This is a genomic window from Streptosporangium sp. NPDC048886 (genome assembly GCF_055586905.1).
Genome location: NZ_JBVJHH010000061.1, coordinates 24,842 through 48,951, shown reverse-complemented (window position 1 = coordinate 48,951; position 24,110 = coordinate 24,842). Strand labels below are relative to the sequence as shown.

At 70.1% G+C, this 24,110-nt stretch carries 20 protein-coding genes and 6 pseudogenes; 16 read left to right on the top strand and 10 right to left on the bottom strand.

Annotated features, from left to right (window positions below):
• Nucleotides 1-497 precede the first annotated feature (497 nt).
• Nucleotides 498-1,319 carry an NAD(P)H-binding protein gene (locus ACZ6R6_RS44690; protein WP_470103112.1) on the top strand — a complete coding sequence of 274 codons (822 nt, stop codon included), beginning with the start codon at nt 498-500 and terminating at the stop codon, nt 1,317-1,319.
• Between the two features lie 690 nt (nt 1,320-2,009).
• On the opposite strand, the gene ACZ6R6_RS44685 is transcribed toward ACZ6R6_RS44690, so the two are convergent.
• From ACZ6R6_RS44685 to ACZ6R6_RS44675, 3 genes are all read right to left on the bottom strand, one after another.
• Complete coding sequence (locus ACZ6R6_RS44685) at nt 2,010-2,336, bottom strand: hypothetical protein (RefSeq protein ID WP_470103110.1); 327 nt, start codon at nt 2,334-2,336, stop codon at nt 2,010-2,012.
• 173 nt (nt 2,337-2,509) lie between these two features.
• On the bottom strand, nt 2,510-3,478 hold the full coding sequence (locus ACZ6R6_RS44680) for an AraC-like ligand-binding domain-containing protein (protein WP_470103108.1): 969 nt from the start codon (nt 3,476-3,478) through the stop codon (nt 2,510-2,512).
• 33 nt (nt 3,479-3,511) lie between these two features.
• The gene (locus ACZ6R6_RS44675; protein WP_470103106.1) at nt 3,512-3,865 is read right to left on the bottom strand and encodes a hypothetical protein; all 354 of its coding nucleotides are present in this window, start codon (nt 3,863-3,865) and stop codon (nt 3,512-3,514) included.
• A gap of 380 nt (nt 3,866-4,245) precedes the next feature.
• On the opposite strand from ACZ6R6_RS44675, the gene ACZ6R6_RS44670 reads away from it, so the two are divergent.
• From ACZ6R6_RS44670 to ACZ6R6_RS44660, 3 genes are all read left to right on the top strand, one after another.
• Nucleotides 4,246-4,758 carry a hypothetical protein gene (locus tag ACZ6R6_RS44670; RefSeq protein WP_470103104.1) on the top strand — a complete coding sequence of 171 codons (513 nt, stop codon included), beginning with the start codon at nt 4,246-4,248 and terminating at the stop codon, nt 4,756-4,758.
• 240 nt (nt 4,759-4,998) lie between these two features.
• Entirely contained in the window at nt 4,999-5,793 is a 795-nt protein-coding gene (locus tag ACZ6R6_RS44665; RefSeq protein ID WP_470103103.1) for a hypothetical protein, read from the top strand.
• A 25-nt stretch (nt 5,794-5,818) separates the two neighbouring features.
• A complete protein-coding gene (locus ACZ6R6_RS44660) occupies nt 5,819-7,033 on the top strand; it encodes a low temperature requirement protein A (RefSeq protein WP_470103101.1) in 1,215 nt (404 codons plus the stop codon).
• An 89-nt stretch (nt 7,034-7,122) separates the two neighbouring features.
• On the opposite strand, the gene ACZ6R6_RS44655 is transcribed toward ACZ6R6_RS44660, so the two are convergent.
• Complete coding sequence (locus ACZ6R6_RS44655) at nt 7,123-8,052, bottom strand: RNA polymerase sigma-70 factor (protein ID WP_470103099.1); 930 nt, start codon at nt 8,050-8,052, stop codon at nt 7,123-7,125.
• A gap of 281 nt (nt 8,053-8,333) precedes the next feature.
• Between ACZ6R6_RS44655 and ACZ6R6_RS44650 the strand changes: the two genes are divergently transcribed.
• Both ACZ6R6_RS44650 and ACZ6R6_RS44645 read left to right on the top strand, forming a co-directional pair.
• Entirely contained in the window at nt 8,334-9,089 is a 756-nt protein-coding gene (locus ACZ6R6_RS44650; RefSeq protein WP_470103097.1) for an SDR family oxidoreductase, read from the top strand.
• Nucleotides 9,090-9,132: 43 nt separating this feature from the next.
• On the top strand, nt 9,133-9,570 hold the full coding sequence (locus tag ACZ6R6_RS44645; RefSeq protein ID WP_470103095.1) for a cupin domain-containing protein: 438 nt from the start codon (nt 9,133-9,135) through the stop codon (nt 9,568-9,570).
• Between the two features lie 110 nt (nt 9,571-9,680).
• Here ACZ6R6_RS44645 and ACZ6R6_RS44640 read toward each other — a convergent pair whose 3' ends face one another.
• The 3 genes and pseudogenes from ACZ6R6_RS44640 to ACZ6R6_RS44630 form a co-directional block, all read right to left on the bottom strand.
• Nucleotides 9,681-10,574: a GlxA family transcriptional regulator gene (locus ACZ6R6_RS44640; RefSeq protein WP_470103094.1), complete on the bottom strand. Its 894-nt coding sequence runs from the start codon at nt 10,572-10,574 to the stop codon at nt 9,681-9,683.
• A gap of 11 nt (nt 10,575-10,585) precedes the next feature.
• Complete coding sequence (locus ACZ6R6_RS44635; protein ID WP_470103092.1) at nt 10,586-11,170, bottom strand: cysteine hydrolase family protein; 585 nt, start codon at nt 11,168-11,170, stop codon at nt 10,586-10,588.
• Nucleotides 11,171-11,448: 278 nt separating this feature from the next.
• A pseudogene (locus ACZ6R6_RS44630) lies at nt 11,449-11,685 on the bottom strand (PucR family transcriptional regulator); the annotation flags it as partial.
• Between the two features lies 1 nt (nt 11,686).
• Here ACZ6R6_RS44630 and ACZ6R6_RS44625 point away from each other — a divergent pair.
• The 7 genes and pseudogenes from ACZ6R6_RS44625 to ACZ6R6_RS44595 form a co-directional block, all read left to right on the top strand.
• Nucleotides 11,687-13,640 (top strand): annotated as a pseudogene (locus tag ACZ6R6_RS44625) (molybdopterin cofactor-binding domain-containing protein); the annotation flags it as partial.
• Nucleotides 13,641-13,783: 143 nt separating this feature from the next.
• Nucleotides 13,784-14,725: a solute carrier family 23 protein gene (locus ACZ6R6_RS44620; RefSeq protein ID WP_470103117.1), complete on the top strand. Its 942-nt coding sequence runs from the start codon at nt 13,784-13,786 to the stop codon at nt 14,723-14,725.
• A 114-nt stretch (nt 14,726-14,839) separates the two neighbouring features.
• Nucleotides 14,840-15,184, top strand: a pseudogene (locus ACZ6R6_RS44615) (XdhC family protein); the annotation flags it as partial.
• Nucleotides 15,185-15,201: 17 nt separating this feature from the next.
• Nucleotides 15,202-15,456, top strand: a pseudogene (locus ACZ6R6_RS44610) (allophanate hydrolase-related protein); the annotation flags it as partial.
• A 28-nt stretch (nt 15,457-15,484) separates the two neighbouring features.
• Nucleotides 15,485-15,874, top strand: a complete 390-nt coding sequence (locus ACZ6R6_RS44605) for a TIM barrel protein (protein ID WP_470103090.1) — start codon at nt 15,485-15,487, stop codon at nt 15,872-15,874.
• Between the two features lie 62 nt (nt 15,875-15,936).
• Nucleotides 15,937-16,518: pseudogene (locus ACZ6R6_RS44600) on the top strand (NAD(P)-dependent oxidoreductase); the annotation flags it as partial.
• Between the two features lie 59 nt (nt 16,519-16,577).
• Nucleotides 16,578-17,907, top strand: a pseudogene (locus ACZ6R6_RS44595) (thiamine pyrophosphate-dependent enzyme); the annotation flags it as partial.
• 122 nt (nt 17,908-18,029) lie between these two features.
• Here ACZ6R6_RS44595 and ACZ6R6_RS44590 read toward each other — a convergent pair.
• Nucleotides 18,030-18,377, bottom strand: a complete 348-nt coding sequence (locus ACZ6R6_RS44590) for a winged helix-turn-helix transcriptional regulator (RefSeq protein WP_470103088.1) — start codon at nt 18,375-18,377, stop codon at nt 18,030-18,032.
• 65 nt (nt 18,378-18,442) lie between these two features.
• Here ACZ6R6_RS44590 and ACZ6R6_RS44585 point away from each other — a divergent pair, with 65 nt between their 5' ends.
• The 3 genes from ACZ6R6_RS44585 (at nt 18,443) to ACZ6R6_RS44575 (ending at nt 21,589) form a co-directional block, all read left to right on the top strand.
• Nucleotides 18,443-19,015 (top strand): carboxymuconolactone decarboxylase family protein, encoded by a 573-nt coding sequence (locus ACZ6R6_RS44585; RefSeq protein ID WP_470103086.1) that lies wholly within the window; start codon nt 18,443-18,445, stop codon nt 19,013-19,015.
• A complete protein-coding gene (locus tag ACZ6R6_RS44580) occupies nt 19,012-19,881 on the top strand; it encodes a PhzF family phenazine biosynthesis protein (protein WP_470103085.1) in 870 nt (289 codons plus the stop codon). Before ACZ6R6_RS44585 ends, ACZ6R6_RS44580 begins: the two co-directional genes overlap by 4 nt.
• Nucleotides 19,882-20,269: 388 nt before the next feature.
• Entirely contained in the window at nt 20,270-21,589 is a 1,320-nt protein-coding gene (locus tag ACZ6R6_RS44575; RefSeq protein WP_470103083.1) for an aminotransferase class V-fold PLP-dependent enzyme, read from the top strand.
• A gap of 65 nt (nt 21,590-21,654) precedes the next feature.
• Here ACZ6R6_RS44575 and ACZ6R6_RS44570 read toward each other — a convergent pair whose 3' ends face one another.
• Together ACZ6R6_RS44570 and ACZ6R6_RS44565 are read right to left on the bottom strand one after the other, a co-directional pair.
• Nucleotides 21,655-22,941, bottom strand: a complete 1,287-nt coding sequence (locus tag ACZ6R6_RS44570; protein ID WP_470103081.1) for an MFS transporter — start codon at nt 22,939-22,941, stop codon at nt 21,655-21,657.
• Nucleotides 22,938-24,089 (bottom strand): PLP-dependent cysteine synthase family protein, encoded by a 1,152-nt coding sequence (locus ACZ6R6_RS44565; protein WP_470103079.1) that lies wholly within the window; start codon nt 24,087-24,089, stop codon nt 22,938-22,940. The genes ACZ6R6_RS44570 and ACZ6R6_RS44565 overlap by 4 nt, the downstream gene beginning before the upstream one ends.
• Nucleotides 24,090-24,110 lie beyond the last annotated feature (21 nt).

Below are 24,110 nucleotides of genomic sequence, written 5' to 3'. Positions count from 1 at the left end.
GCGCTGTTCCTGACCACCGAGGCCGTCATCGCCGAGAAGCCCGAGAAGGCCGGTGCCGCTCCCGCCATGCCCGGCGGCGGCGACATGGACTTCTAGACCGGGTCACCCGGGGGATCCGCGCCCCCGGGGCCGGGTAGGACCGCCGCGGCGCCAGGTGGTCCTGCCCGCCCTGGACCAGGCGCGGTACGGCGAGCTCACCCGGCTGGTCCACCGGGCTCTGTTCCGTGGATCACTGAACGTCGGACGGCGCGGGCCGCGGCCCCGTCCCGATCATGCGGTCGCCGACAGGGGCCACAGCGCCCGCGCCGGCCGTACCTGTCCGCACCGGCGCGGGATCGGCGCGACCGTCCCCGATCGGCCGTGACCATCGTCTGGCCGCTGCTGTGGCATCAGACGACGCACAGAGCAGCATCTAGGACTGAAACTGTCCTAGTGGACCTCTAATGTCTTGGGCAGAGCGAAAACCAACCCGTTCCGCATAACTGGAGTGCATCACCATGACTTTCCTCGTCACCGGAGCCACCGGGACCGTCGGCCGCCTCGTCGTCGCCGAGCTGCTGGAAGCCGGTCAGCAGGTGCGTGCGCTCACCCGGAACCCGGCAAAGGCCGACCTGCCCGCGGGGGTCGAGGTGGTCGGCGGCGACCTGGGCGACCCCGGCACCCTGGGCCGGGCGTTCGACGGCGTCATCGGCGTCCACCTGATCAACTTCGCCGGTGACGACTACGCGCCCCTGCAACACGGCGGGCAGATCGTGGAGCTGCTCGCCGTGGCGGGCGTCAAGCGGGTCACCGTGCTCGGCGGGCGGGTGGACGGTCCGCTGGAGGCCGCGCTGGCCTCCAGCGAGCTGGAGTGGACGCTGCTCAACCCGGTGGAGTTCATGTCCAACACGCTCAGGTGGTGGGCCGACGGCGTGCGCTACCAGGGCGCCGTCCGCGAGCCGTTCGGCGGTCGGCTCAGCGCGATGGTCCACGAGCGCGACATCGCGGCCGTGGCCGCCAAGGTGCTCGTCGAGGGTGGACACGATGGGCGCACCTACACGCTGACCGGCCCCGAGGCGCTACGCACCACCGAGAAGATCGAGCAGCTCGGCGCGGCGATCGGCAAGGAGATCGCCTTCGAGGAGCTGACCGAGGCGCAGGCCCGTGAGATGTGGGCCGGGTTCGGCATGGGTCAGGAGACGATCGAGTTCCTGATCGACGCGCTCGGCAACACCCCGGAGGTCGGCTACACCGTGGTGCCGACCGTCGAGGAGGTCACCGGGCGTCCGGCTCGGTCCTTCGCCGAGTGGGCGCGCGAGAACGCCGAGTCGTTCCGCTGAACCCGAGGCCAGGTGTCCACGGCGTACGACGTCGACGGGCGGCGGGGGGGAGGGCCGTCCTCGGCGAGGAGGTGGGGCCAGAACCCGTTGGTGCCCAAGATCCCTCGAAGATCGAGAAGTGGGGCCAAATCGGTCCGTAGGTGGGTCCAGAACTCGGATCTGGCCCACATTTCGTGACGGATACGGCTCCGAGTTCACCTGCTCTGGGTGGCGAGCAGGACTCGTTTCCGGAGGAGCGGAAGGCCGGCGCGTCCGAACATCTGTCTTTTAATAATTTTGATGTGGTTGACGCCGATGTCTCCGTGACGTGCGTGTTGCGCTCGGCCCGGGCCAAGCACGACGCACCGCCGCGTGAGGTGCCCCGCATCGGAGTGATCCCGCGTCGCTGCGTCGTGGAGCGGACATATGCCTGGCCGGGCCGCTGTCGGCGGCTGTCTCGAGATAGCTTTTCAGACACCTTTCAGGCGGAGGTCGGATTCCATGGCGGGCAGCGCGACGTTCACGATCGACAACGCACGGAGACGCGGCCTCCACGACGGCAGTTCAGGGTTTACCGGTTCACGGTCAGGCCAATCCATGACGCTCTGTACCGGCCGATGGGCGTGCATGAGGGTACCCGCCGGATGCCGGCCAGGGATTGGGAGGAGTATTTAATCTCCCCCCAATCCCTGCAGGAAAAGCCCGTTCCGGTCAGCAGTTCTTGATGCCCGTAGGCTTGCCGCCGGTACCGGCGTAGTAGTTGTAGTTCGTGTACGTTCCACCTTCGGCGTAATGGCAGGCCGTATCAGGAGCCCAGGAGATGGCGACCTTCAAATTCCTGCTGGGGCCACAGTTGAGGATTTTGACGGATCCATAGCGGCCGATGGTGGTGTAGGAAACGATCTTCCGCATCGAATGGTCGTTGAAGCACGGCGGCTGGGGGTCTGCCAGCGCAGATGTCGCCCCCAGAGCCACAATCGCGGTAGCCATGGACAGGGCGGCAGCCGAAGCGGCCAGAGTCTTTCGCAGAATCGCCACGGGGGATTCCTTTCTTGTTTGAATGGAGAGGCTTCTCCGGTTGATTCCAAAGGGAGACGCACACCAGCTTGCTACGGCGGCGCCTCGCGGTCGTTAGCGGTGACTGCAGTCTTTCGTGACACTGCGCGCACACCGGCTGAGCGCTCCCGGGCACGGTGGAGGCCCAGCGGGGATCACGGGGAGTCCGGCACGGAATGGCGGTAGTCCCTGGGGGGCATCCCGTACGCCCGGCGAAAGGAGCGGCTGAAGTCCGTGGCGTGCGTGAACCCCCATCGGGCAGCGATGTCCTTTATGGAGTGCGCTCGCAGACGGGGGTCGGCGAGGTCCGCGCGGCAGTTCTCCAGCCTGCGTTGCCGAATCCACGCCATCAGGGTGGTCTCCGGCTGCTGGAAGAGCAGGTGCAGGTAACGCACGGAGATGTGGTGGTGGGCGGCTATGGCCGTGGGAGACAGGTGCGGGTCGGCGAGGTTGTGTTCGACGAAGGCCCGGATGCGTACTCTCAACGCCTGCTGCTGGGTCTCGGGCGGGAGGCGGTCCTGCGCGTTCAGGCGATGCGCGATGAAGGCCATGGCCAGATCCAGGGTGAGCGTCCCCAGCCGCCTCACGTCCACAAGCGCCATTGAGGAAGCCTGGCGGACCAGGCTCCTGAGGTAGTGGGCGAGGATCGCCGCCATACCTGCACGTGCGGGCATACGCCGGGCGAGGAGTTCGTCGACCTTCTTCCCGGGCAGAGACAGATGGGCTCTCGGCAGGTGCAGGATCGTCGCCCGCGAGGTTCCCTCGAAGGCACCCCCGTCATACGGGTGAGAGGTCTCCCACATGACCAGATCCCCGGCATGCATTCTGGTGTCCTTGCCCGCCTGGGAGATCCACATCCCGCCTCCCGTGATGAGGGCGAGTTCGTACATCTCCGGGTCGGAGCGGCGGATCAGCGCCGGGGTGCGCTCCGATCTCAGCGCGGGAAAAGACATGGTGGTGATCCGTAGGTCGCTCAGGTCCAAGGCCCCGGCGGTGGCCCTGAAGTCGTCGGTGTGATCGCTGGTGATCCGAGTGGGGGCCACGTCATGGCTGATCAGGTCGCACCACCAGTCGAATCGCTGACCGGGGGGCAGGTCCGTGCTCTGCACGGCGATGAAGGTCATCAAGCACCTCTGAGCGGGGGTTCGTCTGAGTGGTCAGGGACGACGGATCGCGAGGTCGCCGTTACCGGTGCGAGCGCGCACTTCAACGGTCTCGTCGGACGTTCGGGGTTGTCGTCGGCGTTCAGTGCGGATCGAGGTCATGACGAGATTGCCGTCGGCCGGCAGATCGGGCGGGTCGGGAGCGATCAGGTGGGGTAGCGCCTGGGCGGTCAAGACGTGTTCGGCGTGGACGTAGTCGGCGAACGGCGCGTAGTACGGGCTTTGATGGCGCCGCCTGGCTCTTGACGGTGAGCGGGTCGGCAGCGCGTCGCTCTTTAACTCGACCAGCTCTTCCAGGCCGACCGGGGCGCGCGCCTCCCGGAGGTCTCGCACGGCGGACAGGCTCAACCCATGCATCCTTGTCTTCATCAGCGGTGTCAGCCGATCGAGGAGGACAATAAGACATTCAGGGTCTCTGAAGTCTCATCACCTCCGCGGAAAATCCCGGAGTCCCAACCGGAGCCCAAGCGGAAGGCGCAGGTGGTCGCCGGTGCTCCGCCGCGTCCGCGGCCGGGGAAACCGGCGGTCGACATCTTCGGCGGGCTGACGTGGCCCGTCGTCTCCTGTGGGGGGCGGCGGGCTCGCTCACGAGCAGCGATCAGGTCGCCCCCACCCACACGCTTGTGGTCCCAGCTTGAACTTCGGCTATTCGGCGCTGCTATGTACCGGTAGTCAGTGATACTTTATACCAGTAGTTGGCATCACTGAGTAGCTGAAGGAGGTGTTCCATGGGCAAGCAGGTGACGGAGATGCTCAAGGGAACGCTGGAGGGCATCGTCCTGGCGATCCTGTCCGGCCGGCCCGCCGACGGGCCGAGCACCTTCGCCCCGTACGCCTTGCTGCGCAGATTGCGCGAGGTCCTGGCACGGCATGTCGAGTCCAAGAAGATTCCCGGACTTGTCGCCCTGGTCAGCCGTGCCGGACAGACGCACGTCGAAGCGATGGGGACGATGCGACCTGCTGACCTCCACGTTCGGGCTCGGCATCGATCTGGCAGCGGCGGGCTCTCCGATCATGACCGCAATTGCTGGGGCTTCGGGACGGCGGTACGTACCTACTGCGGCGACTACGCATCCATCGGCCAGTTCGGCTGGGACGGCGGAGCCGGCACCTCGACCTACGCCGACCTGGACAAGCAGCTCACCGGATTCCTGCTCACCCAGGTGGGGATGTCCACCCCGGATTCGGTGCAGGTCATCCACGACTTCTGGACCACGCTCTACCAGGCGATCGACGACTGACATCGAGCCTGGGCCCGGTAGGTCAGTCCTCACCCCGCGACACCCAACGGTCAAACCCATGGCGGGGCGGACCGGTCGACGTTTCCACGCGGGGTGAGGCCTTGGCCCTGTTTACCCAAGGGCCGGGGTCGCCCGAGGGTGCGACCTCCCGAGCGACCCCACCCAAGCAATCGAGATACCCCGGGCGCCGGCAGGACCGCATTCCGGCATGTTCGCTCAGATTCAAGGGAGCACACCACCGTGTCCGTCACTCTCACCGACCAGGACAAGCTCACCCTGCGCACCGCCATGTACGGCGCCCGTGACTCGGTCCTGCTCTGGACCGCAGCGATCTCCCTTGTGCCCGCGACCGCCATCCTGACATGGCAGACCGTTCGGGCGCACGTCGCGGCGGCAGGCGGCCACCCAGAGACGCTGCCCTCGCTCATGAAGGAGGACTTCGCCGGTCAGGTGCCCTCCCACCTGGTGATATGGCCGGGCAAAGCGCCGGGGATGGTCCTGCTCGTGATACCCGGCATCCGGGCCGCCAGGCGCCGGATCCTCGACGCCCCCGAGCAGCAGATGGCCTTGCTCCGCCGCGTCACCTTCTTCCTCGCCCTGGCCGTCGCCGGCAGGCTCCCGACGGCGCTCATCTCGGCCGGCGCGTGGACGACCGACTCGACCCGGCTGCCCGCGATCACGCACACGTTCACCGGTTACGCCGGCGGCCTCGCACTGGCCGCCGCCACCGGGTCGCCACTCGCCGAGCTGCGTCGATCGTTTCGATCGATCAGGCAAGTCCGCCGATTATCACGACCTCCGGGACGAATCTTGTCGGCGGGGCATCCGCTGCCATTCGGCTACCGGTTAGGACAGGACAGCCTGGCGGCCGGCGACGGCCCTACGAGAAGCGCCTGTGTGCGGCCGGCGACGGCCCTACGAGAAGCGCCTGTGTTGCGTACCCGGTGCCGCGTTGTCACAAATAGGGGGGCTGCCCTGTCTTTCCGGCAGGACGGACCTACGGAGCGACAGGAGCGAGACCTTGCCACCAGCTGACACCACCATCCGAATCCGCGTCCGGATGCGCGCTCGGCCCATCGACGAGCCGCACCGCGTGTCGAGCCAGCTGGAGCTCCTGTTCGACCTCACCTTCGTGGTCGCGGTCGCGGCCGTCACCGCCCAGCTCGCGCACGGCATCGCCGACGGTCATGGGCTCGCCGGACTGGTCCCGTTCCTGCAGGTGTTCTTCGCGATCTGGTGGGCGTGGATGAACTTCACCTGGTTCGCCTCGTCCTACGACACCGACGATGTCGTCTACCGGCTGCTGACCATGGTGCAGATGGCCGGCGTGCTGGTCCTTGCCGCCGGTGTGCCGGCCGCGGCCGGTCACGCCGATTACGGTGTCGTCACACTGGGCTACCTCGTCATGAGGATCGGCCTCGTCGCCCAATGGCTGCGGGCCGGTCTTGAGGACCCGGCAAGCCGTCGCACCGCGCTGCGCTACGCCGCCGGCATCACCCTCGTGCAGACGGGCTGGGTGCTCCGCCTCTTCCTGGCGGAGGCGGGCGTCCTGCCCCCGTCCTCCCAGCTGCCGCTGTTCGCCTGCCTGGTCGTCCTGGAGCTCGCGGTGCCACGCTGGGCGGAACGGGTCAGGGCCACCAACTGGCACCCGCACCACATCGCCGAACGCTACGGCCTGTTCACGATCATTCTGCTCGGTGAGAGTGTCCTGGCCGCGAGCAGGGGAGTCGCAGGGGCGCTCGAAGCGGACCAGATCAGTGGCCCGTCCGTGGTCATCGCCGTCTGCGGCCTCGTCCTGCTGTTCGCGCTTTGGTGGCTGTACTTCCTCGTTCCGGCGGGGGAAGGTCTCAGTGACCGCCGTCACCGGTCCTACCTGTGGGGATACGGCCACTACGGCATCTTCGCGGCGCTGGCGGCCCTCGGCGCCGGGCTCGAAGTGGCGGTGGAGCAGAGTGGACACGCCGTCGCGGCGTCACCGCTGACACTCGGCTACGCCGTCGCCGTCCCGGTCGGTCTGTATCTCGCTCTGCTGTGGGCGGTGCACGCGCTTGCCGCCGTGGAGCCCGTCATCTCTCCCGCCGCGGTCCTGGGCTGCGTCACCGTCATCCTGTCACTGCCGCTCGCGACGCCCCGGATCGGCGTGGCCGCCGTGGTCGCGGCGATCGCAGCCGTCTGCGTCCTGCTGGTCGCTCTCACGATGTGGACCGCGGCCGTCGGGGTCCGCGCCGGAGCGCGTCGTCATCGCCCGCCGTCCCCCGGCTCTGCCGAGTCCTGAAGCGGACCGAGACCTACCGGGCCGGACAGTCAGCCCCGGAGCCGTCGGGCGGCGCGGTCGCGGTCTCCTCCCCGCACGTCGGTGCAGGGTCATGGGCCCTGCGTGGCTCGCGGTGGGTCGGTCTCGACGGACATCGTGGTGATCTTGGCCGGGTTCATCATCCACAACACCTGGTCGATGCCCTGCGCCGAGGCGTTGACCGTGAGGACCGTGAAGACCTGTCCGTCGCGGCTGAGCAGGGCCGAGGTCTGACCGTTCGTGGCCGCCCAGGCCACGTCGACCCCGGTCCAGAAGTGGCCCGCGAACGCCTTGACGTACTTCGCGACCCGCGATGCGCCCACCACGGGGAAACGAGAGGCGCGCACGCTGCCTCCTCCGTCTGAGTAGCTGGTCACGTCCGCGGCGAAGAGCTGTTCCAGCGCGGTCAGGTCGCCGGAGCGGGCGGCGGTGACGAAGGCGGTCAGCAGTCTGCGCTGCTCGGCTCCGGTCACGGGCGTGCGACGCTCGACGAGCACGCGCTTGCGGGCCCTGCTGACCAGCTGGCGTACGGCCGGCTCGTTGAGCCGGATGATGTCGGCGATCTGTCGGTAGGGGTAGTCGAACGCCTCCCGCAGCACGTACGCCGCCCGTTCGGTGGGCGAGAGCCGCTCCAGGAGCAGCAGCACCGCGAACTCCAGAGCCTCGCTCCGCTCGGCGCCGAGATAGGGATCCGCGCCGGTGTCGACCGGTTCGGGAAGCCACGGGCCGATGTAGGTCTCGCGGCGGACGCGCGCGGACTGGGCGGCGTTGATGGCCAGCCGCGTGGTCGCCGTCGCCAGGAACGCGGTCGGGCTGTCCACCGTGGCACGGTCGTAGCCCTGCCAGCGCAGCCAGACCTCCTGCACCAGATCCTCGGCCTCGGCTGCGCTGCCCAGCATCCGGTAGGCGATCCCGAACAGGCGAGGTCGCGCACCGGCGAACACCGCCGCGGCCTGCTCGAGATCTTCCGGACCGCCTGATCCGGCACCCGCCACCGCCATCGCCCCCTGCCGGGCCGGTGTCCCGCGCTCCGTCGGCAGGCCCGTTCTCCGGCCCCACCCTGGACTGCCACCTGCCGTCTGCTCACTTGAGCAGCAAGGATAACCCAGCGGCAGATGACAGCCCGGGTGCCGCTCCTCCCCGCGGAAATCTCGATCGTTGTCGATGGCATCGTCCGCGGCCCGGAAAGAATCTCGCGGCGGCTGTCACAAGCGGGGAGGCTGCCCGGTCTTAGCTGGTACCGGTTGGCAGTAGATGCCCCGGCGGACAGAAAGGGTTTGTCATGAAGATCGTGGTGATAGGCGGAACCGGCCTGATCGGGTCGAAGCTCGTGACGGGGCTGGGCGAGCACGGTCACGAGGTGGTGGCCGCGTCGCCGAATACCGGCGTCAACACCCTCACCGGCGAAGGGCTGGCCGAGGTGCTGGTAGGCGCGCAGGTGGTGATCGACGTGTCGAACTCGCCGTCGTTCGAGGAGAAGGCGGTGCTGGAGTTCTTCGAGACCTCCACCCGCAACCTGCTCGCCGCGGAGGCCGCGGCGGGCGTCAGCCACCACGTCGCGCTGTCGGTCGTGGGAACCGAGCGGCCGCCCGGCAACGCCTACTTCCGGGCGAAGACCGCCCAGGAGCAGCTGATCGAGAAGTCGTCGATCCCGTTCTCGCTCGTGCACGCCACCCAGTTCTTCGAGTTCGTCCGGAGGATCGCCGACGAGGCCACGGACGGCGACAAGGTGCGGATGGCGCCTGTGCTCTTCCAGCCCATCGCGGGCGACGACGTCGCGCAGGCGGTCGGCAGGGTCGCGGTGGGGACGCCGTTGCACGGCAGAGTCGAGGTGGCCGGGCCCGAGCGGTCCCGGATGGACGAGTTCTTCCGCGACGTGCTGGCCTCCTGGGGCGATCCGCGCCAGGTGGTCACCGACCCGCACGCGCACTACTTCGGGGCCGAGCTGCTCGAACGGTCGCTGGTGCCGGACGACGGCGCCACCCTCGGCCGGATCCGCTACCGCGACTGGTCCGCCCGGAACGCGGCCGGCAAGTAGCACACCCGGCCCGAAGCCTCCACAGGCACGAAAGGTGACTCCGATGTCCGACAACGACCCGGGACCCGCCGGGGCCAAGCCGAGATCGACCGCGTGGCAGACGGCGCTGACCATGCTGCAGGAGGCCGAGCCGCCGTTCATCCCGCAGGGCGCGCACGCCATGACCGTGGTGATCGAGTTCCCGCCCGGCGACCCCGGCACGCCGCCGCACCGGCACTCGGGGCCGGCGTTCGGCTACGTGCTGGAAGGCGAGATGCTGCTGGAGGTGGAAGGCGAGCCGGAGCGGGTCGTACCCGCCGGGGAGGCGTTCTGGGAGCCGGGCGGCGACGTCATCCACTACCAGGACGGCAACAACCGCGACGACGTCCCGCTGCGGTTCATCGTCACCATGCTGTGTGAGCCCGGCAAGCCGATGCTCACCCTGGTGGAGGAAGAGGAGCTCGCCCGGCGCAAGGACCGCCGCGCCCCTCGCCCGTCCTGAGCACGGATGGATCTCTCGCCGCATGACGACGGCAGCGCGGGTCCGGCCGAGGCGTGCGAGCTGTTTCCGGGAAGGAGGCTGCTGGGCGTGGGTGCGGAACCTCTGCCGGCCTATGTCCGGGCGCGCAGGCGACGCAGCATCCGTGGGTCGCCGAAGCCGGCCTCACGGGCGGCCGTCTCAGCCGTCGCGCCTTGCCCGAGGAGGTGTTCGGCCCGTTCCAGCCGCAATGCGGTCTGGTAGGCCAGAGGCGTGAGGCCGGTCGCGTGCCGGAAGAGCCGGGTGACGGTCCGTTCGCTGCATCCACTGGCGTCGGCAAGCATCGAGAGCGTGAGCCGTTGGGTGAAACGCGCGTCGATCAGGTCCTGGATGTGGTGCACGGTCTCGTCGTTGTGACTGCGGTGCCGGAGCATCGCGCTGATCTGTGGCGAGGCTCCTTGCCGGGGGGCGTACACCACCATGGCGCGGGCCACCTGGCTGGCGGCGTACGGCCCGCGCCTGGTGCTCAGCAGGTGGAGCGCCACGTCGACGCCGCTGGCCACGCCCGCCGAGGTCACCACCCGCTGGTCCTCGACGTAGAGCGCGTCGCGCACGACCTCGGCTTTCGGATAGAGACGGGCGAGCTGGTCCTGGGTCGTGTGGTGGGTGGTGCAGCGGCGGCCGTCGAGCAGGCCGGCTCGGCCGAGCGCGTCGGCGCCCGCGCAGATGCCCGCCACGGTGCCGCCGGCCGCGTGGTGCTCGCGTAGCCGGTGCAAGGTGTCAGCCGTGGCCATGCGCGCCGGGCCGCGCCAGCCCGGCACGATGACGAGATCGTCTGGTTCCAGGCGGGGCCATGCACGCTCGGCGTGCAGGGGAAGTCCTTGCACGGTGGCGACGTGCGTGTCCTCGGCCACATACGACAGGGAGTGCTCGTAGCCGAGGTCGGCCGCCGTGGAGAAGACCTGGGCCGGCCCGGCCACGTCGAGTAGGTGCACTCGCGGGATGAGCAGGAAGACGACCCGGGGCATAGTCACCGAGCCTATGCCCCGGCCAGTTCGTCCACGGTGCGGATGGCGGCGAACCGGCCCGCGAGCGCGTATTCGGTGCGCGCGATGACATCGGCGACGCCCAGCGTCCGCGGGTCGCTCACCAGCCGCGAGAACGGCAGATCCTGCGGCGCGTCGCGGTGCGGGATGGGGGTGGTCGCGGTGGCGTCGGTGGCGAAGACGACGTCGAAGCCGAGGTCGGAGGCGACCCGGGTGGTGGTTTCGCAGCACTGCTCGGTACGGATGCCGCACACTGTCAACCGCCGGATCCCGCGGCTGGTCAGGATCTGGTGCAGGCTCGTGGTGGTGAAGGCGTTGTGCGCGGTCTTGGTGATGAGCGGCTCGCCCAGGTGAGGCTCGAGTCCGTCCATCAGGCGGACGTGTCCCCGTGCCGGATCGAACACGGTGCCGGATCCCGGCCGTGAGCCGAGCACCCACACCACCAGGTGGCCCTGGGCGCGGGCCGCGGTGACCAGACGGTTGACCTGACCGACGATGTCCGGCTGCGATACGAACTCCCAGTCCGGCAACTGCCGAAAGGACTCCTGGACGTCGATGACGACGAGTGCGTTGTTCACCCCTCAAGAGTGGAGCGGCGGAGGCGGGGGCTGAAGGTGTGAACCGGTCAGCCTGCGGAACGATCTGGTCAGCCACTCCGCTGCGGAGTGTTCCTGAAGACGCGGCGGGGGAGTCCAACCGCCCCCGGCGCCCGCTGACGGACGATTCCACACTCCAGCGGTACCTCCAGCGCCGATGCGCCCTGGCCGGCCCTCTCGCGGGCACCGTCACCGGGTCCGTGACGCTCCGGCTCCGCCGGGCCGAATCGCCAGGCAGGCCCCAGGCCCGTGCGAGCGTCTCACCCCAGTCGCAGCGCCAGGAAGGAGTCCACCCGATCCTCCAGGCGGGACAGGTTGCGGCCGGTCAGGTCCTGGATCCGCTGGATCCGGTAACGCAGCGTGTTGACGTGGACGTGCAGAATCTCCGCGCACTTCGTCCACGACCCCGACACCAGCAGGAACGCCTCCAGCGTGCGGACCAGGTCGGCCCGGTGCACCTGGTCGTAGTCGCGCAGCGGGTCCAGCAACCGGACCCGCCACCCGGAGACGGCCCGCCGGGCGCTGGAGAGGATCCGGATCGAGTACGAGGTCCTGGAGCCGCTCACCGACGCTCGCCGCGCTGCCTTCGACCCGGCGTATCCGCAGGTCCAGCCGCGTGGCAACCTCGCCCGTCACCAGCCCGTCCGGGCCGGTGACGTGGCGGCGGCCAAGACGCGGGCCGAGGTGGTGGTCCGCGGCGAATACCGGGTCGGCATCCATGGCCAGGCTTTCCTCGGCCCGGAGTCCGGCCTCGCCGTCCCGGCCGAAGACGGCGGCGTGGATCTCTACGTCGCCACCCAGTGGATGCACAACGACCTCAAGCAGATCGCCCCCTGTCTCGGCCTGCCCGAGGGGAAGGTCCGCATGACGCTGTCAGGCGTCGGCGGCGCCTTCGGCGGAGGTGAAGACCTGTCGATGCAGATCCACGCCGCGATGCTCGCCCTGCGCACCGGCAGGCCCATCAAGATCGTCTACAACCGGTACGAGTCGTTCTTCGGCCACGTGCACCGCCACCCGGCCGAGATGCGCTACGAGTACGGCGCCACCCGCGACGGGAAGCTGCTCTACGCCGATGTGGAGATCCTCCTCGACGGCGGCGTAGAGCAGCTTCGCGACGATGAACGTGGTCGGCAACGCGGCCTCGCTCGGTGTGGGACCGTACGTCATCCCGAACATCAGGATCGACGCCTACGGCGTCTACACCAACAATCCGCCCTGCGGAGCGATGCGCGGCTTCGGCACGGTCCAAGCGTGCTTCGCCTACGAGTCGATGATGGACAAGCTGGCCGACGCCTGCGGGCTCGACCCGGTCACGGTCCGGCAGCTCAACGCCGCCTCGGAGGGGAGCCGGCTGGCCACCGGCCAGGTGATCCGGGCTCCGCTGCCGATGGCCGAGATGCTCCAGCAGGGCCGTGAGCTGCCGATGCCCGCCCCGCTGGACGCCGGCGACATCCGCGACCTGCCCGGCGGCGCCTCGCAGACCACCCATGGCGAGGGCGTACGGCGCGGCGTCGGATACGGGGTGGGGCTGAAGAACATCTGCTTCTCCGAAGGCTATGACGACTACTCCACCGCCCGGGTCCGCCTGGAGGTCGTCGGCGGCCGGGCCACCGCGTCGGTGCACACCGCCGCCGAGGTCGGCCAGAGGCTGGTGACGTTGCAGGCCCAGATCGCCCGTACCGAGCTGGGCGTCGAGCGGGTCGTCATCCAACCGGCCGACAACCAGGTCGGCGACGCCGGCTCGAGCTCCGCCTCACGCCAGTCCTACATGACCGGCGGCGCGGTGATGACGGCCTGCCGGGCCGTACGCGAGGGTGTGCTCACCCTGGCCGCCGCCCGGTCCGGCCGTCCCCGCGACGGCCTGTCGCTCGTCGGCGGCGAGGTCGTCTCCGACGGCGAGGGCGTGCTCGCGACCATCGAGAACGTCCTCGGCGACGTCGTCGTCGAGGAGACCCGCGAGTACCGCCATCGGCCGACCACGGGCATGGACGCCGTGACCGGAGAGGGCGGCTCGCACACCCAGCTCGCGATGTGCGTCCACCGGGCCGTGGTGGACGTCGACGTCGAGCTGGGCCTGGTGAAGGTCGTGGAGCTCGCCGCCGTTCAGGACGTCGGGAAGATCCTCAACCGTCTCTCGCTGGAAGGTCAGATCCACGGCGGCAGCGCGCAGAGCCTCGGCCTCGCGATGATGGAGGAGATCGTGGTCTCCGGCGGAAAAGTGCGCAACCCGTCATTCACCGACTACCTGATCCCCACCATCCTCGACATGCCGCCGATGCGCCTGGAAATCCTCGAGAACGCCGACCCGCGCGCCCCATACGGGCTGCGCGGAGCCGGAGAGCCACCCACGCTCTCCTCGACCCCCGCGATCGTCGCGGCCATCCGCGACGCCACGGGCCTGGCACTGACCCGAGTGCCGGTCCGTCCGGAGCACATCACCGCAGGCCGTTGACCACCAGGGATGACCCCCACCTGAGAATGCATGGTCTTTCCGTGTTCAGGCGGACTGCCGTGCGTCTGTGACCCCACGCGGGCGGCTGCGACGCCCCCCCGCGACCGCACCCCCCTCGAACCGCGGAAGACCCGGATTCGGCCATCGGGGCCCCTCCCCGGGTCGACTACGCCCTTGGGAGGGCCCGACCATGTCCCAGCTGCAGACCAGGCCCTCCGGCGAGACCCCCGAGGCCTCCCGGACCTGGATCGACCGCTTCTTCGACCTCACCGGCCGCCGTGGCGCCCGTGGTGGCCTTCCAGGCCGCCCCGCACATGAGGTGGGACCAGGCCATGGGCCTGGTCGTGCTGGAGGGCGTGGTGATCGTGATCTTCGCGCTCACCGGCGTCCGGCAGCTCATCATGGACGCCATCCCCACCCCGCTCAAGCACGCCATCGGCGTCGGCATCGGCATGTTCCTCGCGCTGATCGGCCTGGTGAAGGCCGGGTTCGTCAGCCCGGACGGGGCGACGCCGCTGTCCATGGGCGCGACGGGCCACCTCGGCGGCTGGCCCGTCGCGGTGTTCTGCGCCGGCCTGCTGCTGATGTTCGCGCTCTTCTCGCGGGGGATCCCCGGCGCGATTCTGCTCAGCATCGTCGTGACCACCGTGCTCGCCATCGTGATCAACGCGGTCGCGGTGATCGACCCCAGGGCGTGGGATCTGATCGTCCCGAAGATGCCCGACCAGATCATGGCGGCGCCCGACTTCAGCCTGCTGTTCCAGGTGGACCTGTTCGGCGGCTTCGGCGCGGCCGGAGTGCTCACCGCGACGGTCGTACTGTTCACCCCGGTGCTCTCCGGCTGCTTCGACGCGATGGGGACCATCCTCGGCGTCGGCGAGGAGGCCGGTCTCGCCAAGGACGGCAGGATCCACAACCTCGGCAGGATCCTCACCATCGACGGCATCGGCGCCGTCGTCATCGCCTACGTCCTGATCAAGACCGCCCGCGGCCGGTTCGACCAGATCCACTGGCTGCTCTGGGTGATCAGCCTGGTGTTCGTCGGCTACTTCGGCATCGGCGTGATCGAGCAGCTCTTCAGCTGACGCCGTCCGCCCGGGCCGCGTCCCGCCGCCGTACGGCGGGCGGCCCGCCCCCGTCAGAGAATGGAGTCTTCCCCGATGCGTGAACTCGCCGACGACCTGCTCGGCTGCGGCGAGGAGGAGGCCGTCGTCTTCGTCGAGGCCCGCCCCCCGCCCCGCCTGCTCGTCTTCGGGGCCATCGACTTCGCCGCGGCGCTGACCCGGATCGGCCGCTTCCTCGGCCACCACGTCACCGTCTGCGACGCCCGGCCCGTCTTCGTCACCTCGCGCCGCTTCCCCGACGCCCACGAGGCCGTGGTCGACCGGCCGCACCGCTATCTCGCCCGGACCCGGGCGGACCGCCGGACCGTGGTCTGCGTGCTCACCCACGACGCGAAGTTCGACGTGCCGCCGCTGGAGGTCGCGCTCCGGCTCCCGGTGGCCTACGTGGGCGCCGTGGGCTCGCGCCGTACGCACTCTGACCTTGGGAGGAGCCTGCCATGGCCCTGATATTCCTCAACGGCGGCGCCATGCGGGGCGGCCCGCTGCACCATCTGCTCGACGACGCCCCGCTGGTGGCCGAGACCGTCACCGCGCCCAAGTACCGTTTCCACTCGGTGGCCGACCGCTGCCCCGGCCTGGCGCCGGTCTCGCACGGCGGCGCCGCCATCGAGGGCGAACTCTACGACGTCCCGATGGACGTCCTGCGGGACCGGCTGATGCCCGCCGAACCTCCCGAGCTGGAGCTGGGCGTGATCGAGCTGGTGGCCGTTCGCGGAGGCCGTGCCGGCGGACAGGGACGTGGACGCCTTCGTCGCCGCGGTCCAGGACGCGGGCGTCCAGCTCGTCGGCCTCAACTTCGCCGACGACATCGCAGCCGGAGGCCGCGGCCGCATCTCCCGTCCCGCCGACAGCGCGCGCTTGCACGACAACGTCGACGTCCTGGCCCGGATGGGCGAGGACCTGGAGGCTGTGATCGCCGAGCACGCGGCCCGGATCGGCCACGTACAGATCGCCGACGTCCCCGGCCGCGGCCGCCCCGGCACGGGCGACCTCGACTTCGGCACGCTCCTGTCCGTCCTGGAGCGGCACGGCTACGAGGGCCGGGTCGGCCTGGAGTACAAGGACGCCGAGCCGGACTTCGGCTGGAGCAGGGAGTTCGCCCGTGACTGAGCGGGCCGACGGGCACGGCGACGACGCGAACGCCCTCACCAACCGCTGGGCGAGGAGAGCACATGAGCAAGATCGGCTTCATCGGGCTCGGCGTCATGGGGTCACCCATGGCCGGGCACCTTGTCAGGGCGGGGCACGACGTCACCGGCTTCGATCTCAGCGAGGACTCCCTCGCCAGGCTTCGGGCCGCCGCCGGCAGCGTCGCCGAGGCCGTCGGGGACGCCGAGGTCATCGCCACGATGCTCCCGGCCGACCCGCAGGTCGAGGCCGTCGTGTTCGGCGAGAACGGCGTGCTCGACAACGCCGAGCCGGGCACGCTCTTGATCGACTTCTCCTCGATCACCCCGCAGACCTCGCGGAAGGTCGCCCACGAGGGCGCGGCCAGGGGCCTGCGCGTGCTGGACGCCCCGGTCTCCGGTGGAGAGAAGGGCGCGGTCGACGCGGTCCTGTCCATCATGGTCGGCGGATCGCAGGAGGACTTCGACGCCGCCGTTCCGATCTTCGAGACGGTCGGCAAGACCTACAGGCTGGTCGGTCCCGCCGGAGCGAGGCAGTACGTCAAGGCCGCCAACCAGCTCGTCGTAGGCGGCACCTACGCTCTCGTCGCCGAGGCCATCGTGCTGATGGAGGCCGCGGGCGTGAACGCCGCCGCAGGACTGGAGGTGCTCGCCGGCGGGCTGGCCGCCGGCCGCATCCTCGACACATCGTCGAGGTCGCCAAGCCCGTCACCAAATGGGCGGTGCAGATCAAGGAGGCCGCGACGGCCCCGTGGATCTTCCGCGAGGCTTTCCGCGTCGCGCGGTCGGGCCGTCCGGGCCCGGTCCTGATCGACATCCCGATTGACGTGGCGAGGGAGCTCATCGAGTACGATCCCGCGCTCGACGCCCCGCTGCCGATCGCGGCCGTCGAGCCGCACCCGCCACGCGTCGAGAAGGCACTGGACCTGCTGCTCGCCGCCGACAGGCCGCTGATCCTCGCCGGCGGCGGCGTGATCATCGCCGAGGCCGCCGACGTGCTGCGCGAACTCGGCCGAATACCTGAACGTCCCGGTTCAGGTCACCCTCATGGGCAAGGGCGCGATCGACGAGAACCACGAGCTGTTCTCCGGCATCACCGGCGTGCAGACCTCGCAGCGCTACGGCAACGCGTCCTTCCTGGAGTCGGATCTGGTGCTGGCCGTCGGCGCCCGCTTCGGCGATCGGCACACCGGCCGGATCGACGTCTACCGCGGTGAACGCACGTTCATCCACGTCGACATCGAGCCGACCCAGCTCGGCAGGGTCTTCGAGCCGGGCCTTGGCGTCGTCTCCGACGCCAAGCTGTTCCTGCAGGCCATGATCCAGGCCGCCAGGAAGCGTGGGGCGGGCCGCGCAGCGGGCGCCTGGGCCGCCAGGGTCCGGGAGCTCAAGGCGGGCCTGGGGCGCCGTGAGGACTTCGACACGATCCCGATCAAGGCCCCTCGCGTCTACAAGGAGATCAACGAGGTCTTCAACGAGGAAACCTACTTCGTCACCGCGATCGGCCTCTACCAGATCTGGGGCGGCCAGCACCAGAAGACCCACAGGCCGCGGCACTACCAGATCTGCGGCCAGGCCGGCCCGCTGGGCTGGGAGATCCCGGCCGCGATCGGCGTCAAGAAGGCGCTCAAGGACACCGAGCCCGGCGCCGAGGTCGTGGGCGTCGTCGGCGACTACGGTTTTCAGTACATGGTGGAGGAGCTCGCCGTCGGCGCACAGTACAACGTGCCGTTCGTCCTGATCATGATCAACAATGAGTATCTGGGCCTCATCCGCCAGGCCTCGATCCCCTACGACATGAACTACCAGGTCGACATCCACTACGACGGGTACGGCACCGACAACATCAAGATCATGGAGGCGTACGGCTGCTCCGGCCGCCGGGTCGTCGACCCCGCGGACATCCGTGAGGCCCTCGAATGGGCCCGGAAGCAGGCGCAGTCGACCAGCCGTCCGGTCCTCGTCGAAATCATGATCGAGCGGGAGGCGAACACCCCGCACGGCACGGCCATCGACGGAGATGTTCTACTCCTCCTGCCTGCGACGGCGCTCTCCACCTTGTCGGGAGGGCTTCCTCCGGCAGGGCTCACCGGCGTGCCCGCCTCGGGGAGCGGGTGATCCCGTCGGGCTCGACGCGGTCATTGCGCGGTGCCGCTGCCCATCTCCCCGGCCCATCGCCGGCTCCAGGCGTTCAGCGGCCCGAGCGCCTCGACGAGGTCCTCGCCGAGCCGGGTGAGGCGGTAGCCGTCGTCGTGCGGGGCGACCAGCAGGGAGCCTGTCAGCTCCTCGAGCCGGGTGCTGAGCACACTGGAGGACATGCGCTCGCATCGGCGCTGCAGCTCGCGGAAGCCGGCCGGGGCCTGGCTCAGCTCCCACAGGATGCGCATCGTCCAGCGCCGCCCGAGCAGATCGAGGGCGGCCATGACCGGGCGGCCCGACTCCGATCCCCGTACCGGCGTGCCCGGCCGAGGTGTCCTGGCTTCCATGTCGCCTCCTTGCGCTTCGCTTGTCGAAGCAGCATAGTGGTTCGAAAATCGAAGCAGGAGACCGAATGCCGCGCATCGAACCGCTCAGCCCGCCCTATCCGCCCTCCGTCGAGCAGGCGCTGCGCCGCTGGATGCCGCCCGGCGTGCCGCACGAGCCGCTCACGTTGTTCCGGGTGCTGCACCGCAATCCGGAGCTGGCTTCGCGGATGTTCGCACTCGGGGCCGGGCTGCTGGGCCACGGGCTCCTGCCGGCCGTCGACCGGGAGATCGTCATCGCCCGGGTGACCGCCCGCGCCGGCTGCGGCTACGAGTGGGGCGTGCACGCCGCGACCCTCGCCCGGCAGGCCGGGCTCAGCCCGGAGCAACTGCGCGCGACCGCCGTCGCGGGCGTCGACGCCTCGTGGCCGCCGCGCCACGCGGCGCTGCTCGACGCGGTAGACGAGCTTCACGAGACCGCGCGGCTGTCGCAGCCTGCCTGGGACGCCCTGCGTGTCCATTACGAGGACGCGCAGCTGCTCGAATTCCTCGTGCTGACCGGCTGGTACCGGACCATCAGCCACCTGGCGAACGGACTCCTCCTGGAGGAGGAGTCCTGGAGCACTCCCTTCCCGGCAGCTCACGGAGGGGACTGTCGATGAGCGGGTACGGCCTGCCCGTCGCGATCGTCCACTCGTGCCTGCGCGACGGCGGAGGCGGCAGTCCCACCGCGGTCATGGAGGAAGCGCCCTTGACCGACGACCAGCGCCGCCGCATACCGTTCCTGACGGGAACCTCTCACGCGGTCTTCGTCCGCGCCCACCACGGCCGAGCTGAAGATCCCGAGGTCTCCCTGCGCTTCTTCACCGCCGAGGGGGAGCTGCCCGCGTGCGGTCACGGGACCCTCGCCGCCCTGGCCTTCCTCGCCGAGCGTGCCGGGATCGAGGACTACCGGGCAACCCTCCACACGTCGGGGCGCGCCTTCGCCGGCTGGGCCGCGCGGGAGAACGGCCGGGTCAACGCCGTCTTCGACGCCGGGCCCGTCAGCCTGCGCGAGCCCACCGTGGCCGAGTGCGACCTCGTTCTGCGTGCGCTCGGCGTCACCTCCGACGTGCTCGCCCCCGGCGCCCGCGTCGCCGCGGTGGGGCGGCCGCGGCTGCTGATCCCCGTCACCACGCGCTCCGCTCTGGCCGCGCTGGTCCCGGATCTCGTACGGCTCCGCGCCGCCTGTGACCGGCTCGGTCTCCTGGGCTGCTACGTCTACTCCACTCCGACACACACCGGCCGGGCCGCGGCCCGCATGTTCGCCCCGTCGATCGGTGTCGCCGAGGACATCGCCAACGCCAACAGCACCGCCTGCCTCGCTGCGCACCTGGCTGGTCAGGGAGTCGCCGACCTCACCGTCGACATGGGCGACTCCCTCCGCACCCCCTCCACGATCACCGCCACCGCCCGGCACGGCCAGGCGGGCCCGCTGGTCCGGCTGGGCGGCGCCGCGGAGATCACACGCATCGTCCGCCTGCCGTAACCCCGCAGGCGCCATCCCCGTGCCGGTCTGCACGGCGGGACGACCGGCACGATTCCAGTGGATGCAGCTGGATGAATCAGATTGTTAATCTACAATGTAAAGGGATTCGGACTCCTGGCCGGGTTCCACCCACCGCGACGACGCTCGACCTCTCGCCGAGCGGCTCAGACGCCAGTTCCCAGCCGATCCCGCCGACTCCGCCGCACGTGCCCGGTCCACGACGGCGTCCACCTCGCCTCCGGCCGAACACCATTTCCGCCCACGCCACGCCCGTGCGGCGCGGGTGCTCACCGGAGCAAGGAGGTCGGCTGCACACTGGAACTCCGTCGTCGGCGCAGGTGGGGGCCACCGCGTGGCGGGTTTCGACCGATCGGTGCGGGGTGGTTGGATGAGCTTGTCCAGGCGTGAGATGGTCGCTGGGCTGGGCGCGCTGGTCGCGCCCCTCGCCCTTCCCCGGGCGGTTGCGCCGCCATCGGCCTCAGGCGGCGAGCCGCTCGTCGTTCCCGCCGGTGTCGCACCTGAACGGCTCGCCCGGGACGAGGATTTCTGGCGTTCGGTGGCACGGCAGTACCGGGTCAGCACTGACTTCGTCAATCTGGAGAACGGCTACTACGGGATCATGCCCGAGCCGGTGCGCCGCGCCTACCACCGCAACACCGACCACCTCAACGAGCGTAACTCGCACCTGCTGCGCACCGCCTACAAGGCGCAGGCCGAGCAGGTCAGGCAGCGCGTCGCCGCCGTCCTGGGCGTGCGCGCCGAGGAGATCGCCCTGACGCGGGGCGGCACCGAGGCCCTGCAACTGCTGATCGCCGGCTACCGGCGGCTACGGCCGGGGGACGCGGTGATGTACGCCGACCTGGACTATCACAGCGGGCAGTACGCGATGAACTGGCTGCGCGACCGGCGCGGGGCGCGGGTGGAGCGGCTGGTGATCCCGGAGCCGGCGACCCGCCAGGCGGTGCTGGACGCCTACGCCGCGGCGCTGCGCGAGCACCCGCGGGTCAGGCTGCTGCTGCTCAGCCACATGAACAACCGCACCGGGCTGGTGACCCCGGTACGGGAGATCGTCGCGATGGCCCGTGAGCGCGGCGCCGACGTGATCGTGGACGCCGCGCACTCCTGGGGGCAGCTGGACTTCACCATGGCCGATCTGGAGGCCGACTTCGGGGTGTTCTCCCTGCACAAGTGGATGGGGGCGCCACTGGGTGCGGGCTTCCTCCACATCCGCAAGGAGCGTCTGGCCGACATCGACCCGGCCTTCCGCGACGAGACCTACCCCGCCGACGACATCCGCTCCCGGGTGCACTCCGGTACCCAGGACGTCGCCCCCTTCCTGACGGTGGACATCGCTCTGGACTTCCACGAGGCTCTGGGCGGCGCGGTCAAGCAGGCGCGGCTGCGCTTCCTGCGGGACCGCTGGGTGCATCAGGTGCTCGACGTCCCGAATGTGGAGATCCTCACCCCCGAGGAGCCCGCCATGTACGGCACCATCACCGCGTTCCGGATCACCGGCCGCACCTCGGAGGCCGACAACGTCGCCATCACCACGGAGCTGATGGAGCGGTATCGGATCTTCACGGTGCGCCGCGGCGGGCCCGCCCGCGGTGACTGCGTGCGGGTGACACCGGCGCTGTTCACCTCGCGTGACGAGGTCGACCTGCTGGCGGCGGCGGTAGGCGACCTCGCGCGGCGGATGGGCGCCTGAACGGCCGTCGCCGGGACCGTTACGGGGTGCCGGACGGGCAGGCGTCCGGCACCCCGTGCGGGCGCCTACGTGGGCGCGGTCGCGGTTTCGGCCGAGGCCGTCAGGTATCCCGACCGGTCCAGGGCGCGGGTGGCCGCGGCGCAGCCGAGGCCGATCAACCCCAGCGCCAGCCAGGGCAGGCTGGGCAGGCCGGCGTGCGTGCCCAGATCCAGCGCCCACCCGGTGAGCAGGTTGCCCGCGGCGACGCCGATCCCGGCCAGGGTGCTGTAGAGGCCGTAATAGGTGCCCACCATGCGCTGGCCGCCGAAGGCGGCGATGGTCGCCATCTCGAACGGGTAGACGATCATCGTGGCCAGGCTGAGCAGCACCGCCGTCGCCAGGACCGGTATCAGCACCAGTGCCTGGGCGGCGCCGTCCGCCCCGCCGGCCGTGCTCGCCCACGGTGCGGCCACGGCCGGCGGGACGAACGACAGCCCCATCACGCCCAGGCCCCGGGTGATGGCCTGCGAAGGCCGCCAGCGGGCCTTCGCCCATGCTGTCAGGCGCGCCTGCCCGGCGATGGTCGTCACCGCGGAGATCACGAAGATGAGCGTGACGCCGAGCTCGCCGCCGCCGACCCGGCGCACCTCCAGCGGCAGGCTCAGATACACCTGGAAGTTCAGCACGTAGGAGCCGATCATGGCCAGGGAGAACAGCAGGAAGGGCCGGTTGCCGATCACCCGGCGCCAGTCGAGCAGCACGCCGCGCTTTTCCGGCGCCCCTTCCTGCGCTCCCGGTGCCGCTCGCGCGGGTAGGGTCCGAGCCTGGGCGACCGTCAGGACGGCGAACATCGCGCTCGCGCTCAGGCAGACGAGCTTGAAGCCCGCGACGTTGAGCAGCAGGCCGATCAGCGGCCCGATCAGGATGCCGAGCTGGTAGAAGGCGTTGAACACGGCGAACGCCTCAACCGTGCGGGAGCCGGCCTCGCAGGCGAGATGGGCGCGCACGGCGGGATTGAACAGCGCGCCGGCCAGACCGATCAGGCCTGAGGCGACCAGCAGGGCGGGCAGGGAATCGGCCACCGCCAGCAGCGCGAAGGCGACGGTGCGCAGCCCGCACCCGGCGACGATCAGGGGCTTGCAGCCGAGCCGGTCGGCCAGGGTGCCGCCGAGGAGGAACATGCCCTGCTGGCTGAGGTTGCGGACGCCCAGGATCAGGCCGACCAGCGCCGCCGGCAGCGCCAGCGTCCCGGACAGGTGACCGGCCAGATACGGCATCAGCATGTAGAAACCGGTGTTGATGGTCAGCTGGTTGACCAGCAGCAGCTTCACCGGCCGGTCGAAGGAGCGGGCCAGGGCGAGTGTGCCTGTCACCGCTGGGCTCCTCGCGCGGTGGGCGCCTGTCCGCCGGTGCCGGTGGGATCGAGCACCGTCGCGCAGCGCGTCCAGCGCGCTGGCTCTCGCTCGGCGGGGTGGCCGATCTCGTCAGGGCCGGCCGCCGGCGCCCAGGCGAGGCCGTGGGCGCGGCAGTAGTCGTCGTTGAAGACGGTGTCGAAGTAACGGTGCGGGCCGTCGGGGAAGATCGCCGCTATCCGGGTGTGGCCAGGGAGGGTCCGGGCCAGCCAGGAGGCCACCAGGGCCACCGCGCCGACGCTCCAGCCACCGGTGGCGTAACGCAGCGCGGCCAGGCGCCGGCAGGCCCAGACCGCTTCGGCGGGTGCGACCCAGTGCACCTGGCTGAAGGCCTCGTAGGCCACGTTGCGCGGGTAGATGCTGCTGCCCAGGCCCCGCATGAGCCGGGGGCGCGCGGGCTGGCCGAAGATGGTCGAGCCGATCGTGTCGACGCCGACCAGGCGCAGGTCGGGGTAGAAGCGCCGCAACGCGGAGAAGACGCCCGCGCTGTGGCCGCCGGTGCCCACGGCGCACACCAGGACGTCGATCCGCCCCAGCTGGCCGGCCAGCTCCATGGCCAGCCCGGCGTAGGCGGCGACATTGTCGGGGTTGTTGTACTGGTCCGGGCAGTAGGAGCCGGGCTGCTCGGCCAGCAGTTCCCGCACGCGCTGACGGCGGGCCTGCTGCCAGCCGCCGGCTGGGTGCGGCTCGGTGACGGTGACGACGCGCGCCCCGTAGGCCGCCAGCAGGCGGCACATCAGCGGCTCCATGCCTGGGTCGCTCACCAGCGTGACCGGGTGGCCGTGGACGATGCCGGCCAGCGCCAGACCCAGGCCGAAGGTCCCGCTGGTGGACTCGATGATGTGCGCACCCGGCCGCAGTTGCCCGCGTTCGCGCGCCCGCTCGACGATGTAGAGCGCGGAGCGGTCCTTGATCCCTCCTGGGTTGCCGCCCTCCAGCTTCGCCCAGAAGCCGTGCCCGGATCCCGCGGCGATCTCCGGGATCCACAGCACCGGCGTGTTGCCGACCACGTGCTCGGGGGCGTGGCAGGTGTTACCGGTGATCAGTCGGCTGAGCGGCGACGGCGTGGATGAGTTAGCTGTTTCTGCTGTTTTAAGCGTATATGTCATGATTCGTCCCCTGAGAATGCG

Coding starts and splice junctions, on each gene's coding strand:
- ACZ6R6_RS44690 (WP_470103112.1), top strand. CDS start 498: ATGACTTTCCTCGTCACCGGAGCCACCGGGACCGTCGGCCGCCTCGTC.
- ACZ6R6_RS44680 (WP_470103108.1), bottom strand. CDS start 3,478: ATGACCTTCATCGCCGTGCAGAGCACGGACCTGCCCCCCGGTCAGCGA.
- ACZ6R6_RS44670 (WP_470103104.1), top strand. CDS start 4,246: ATGGGCAAGCAGGTGACGGAGATGCTCAAGGGAACGCTGGAGGGCATC.
- ACZ6R6_RS44660 (WP_470103101.1), top strand. CDS start 5,819: ATGCGCGCTCGGCCCATCGACGAGCCGCACCGCGTGTCGAGCCAGCTG.
- ACZ6R6_RS44655 (WP_470103099.1), bottom strand. CDS start 8,052: ATGGCGGTGGCGGGTGCCGGATCAGGCGGTCCGGAAGATCTCGAGCAG.
- ACZ6R6_RS44650 (WP_470103097.1), top strand. CDS start 8,334: ATGAAGATCGTGGTGATAGGCGGAACCGGCCTGATCGGGTCGAAGCTC.
- ACZ6R6_RS44645 (WP_470103095.1), top strand. CDS start 9,133: ATGTCCGACAACGACCCGGGACCCGCCGGGGCCAAGCCGAGATCGACC.
- ACZ6R6_RS44640 (WP_470103094.1), bottom strand. CDS start 10,574: ATGCCCCGGGTCGTCTTCCTGCTCATCCCGCGAGTGCACCTACTCGAC.
- ACZ6R6_RS44590 (WP_470103088.1), bottom strand. CDS start 18,377: ATGGAAGCCAGGACACCTCGGCCGGGCACGCCGGTACGGGGATCGGAG.
- ACZ6R6_RS44585 (WP_470103086.1), top strand. CDS start 18,443: ATGCCGCGCATCGAACCGCTCAGCCCGCCCTATCCGCCCTCCGTCGAG.
- ACZ6R6_RS44580 (WP_470103085.1), top strand. CDS start 19,012: ATGAGCGGGTACGGCCTGCCCGTCGCGATCGTCCACTCGTGCCTGCGC.
- ACZ6R6_RS44575 (WP_470103083.1), top strand. CDS start 20,270: ATGAGCTTGTCCAGGCGTGAGATGGTCGCTGGGCTGGGCGCGCTGGTC.
- ACZ6R6_RS44565 (WP_470103079.1), bottom strand. CDS start 24,089: ATGACATATACGCTTAAAACAGCAGAAACAGCTAACTCATCCACGCCG.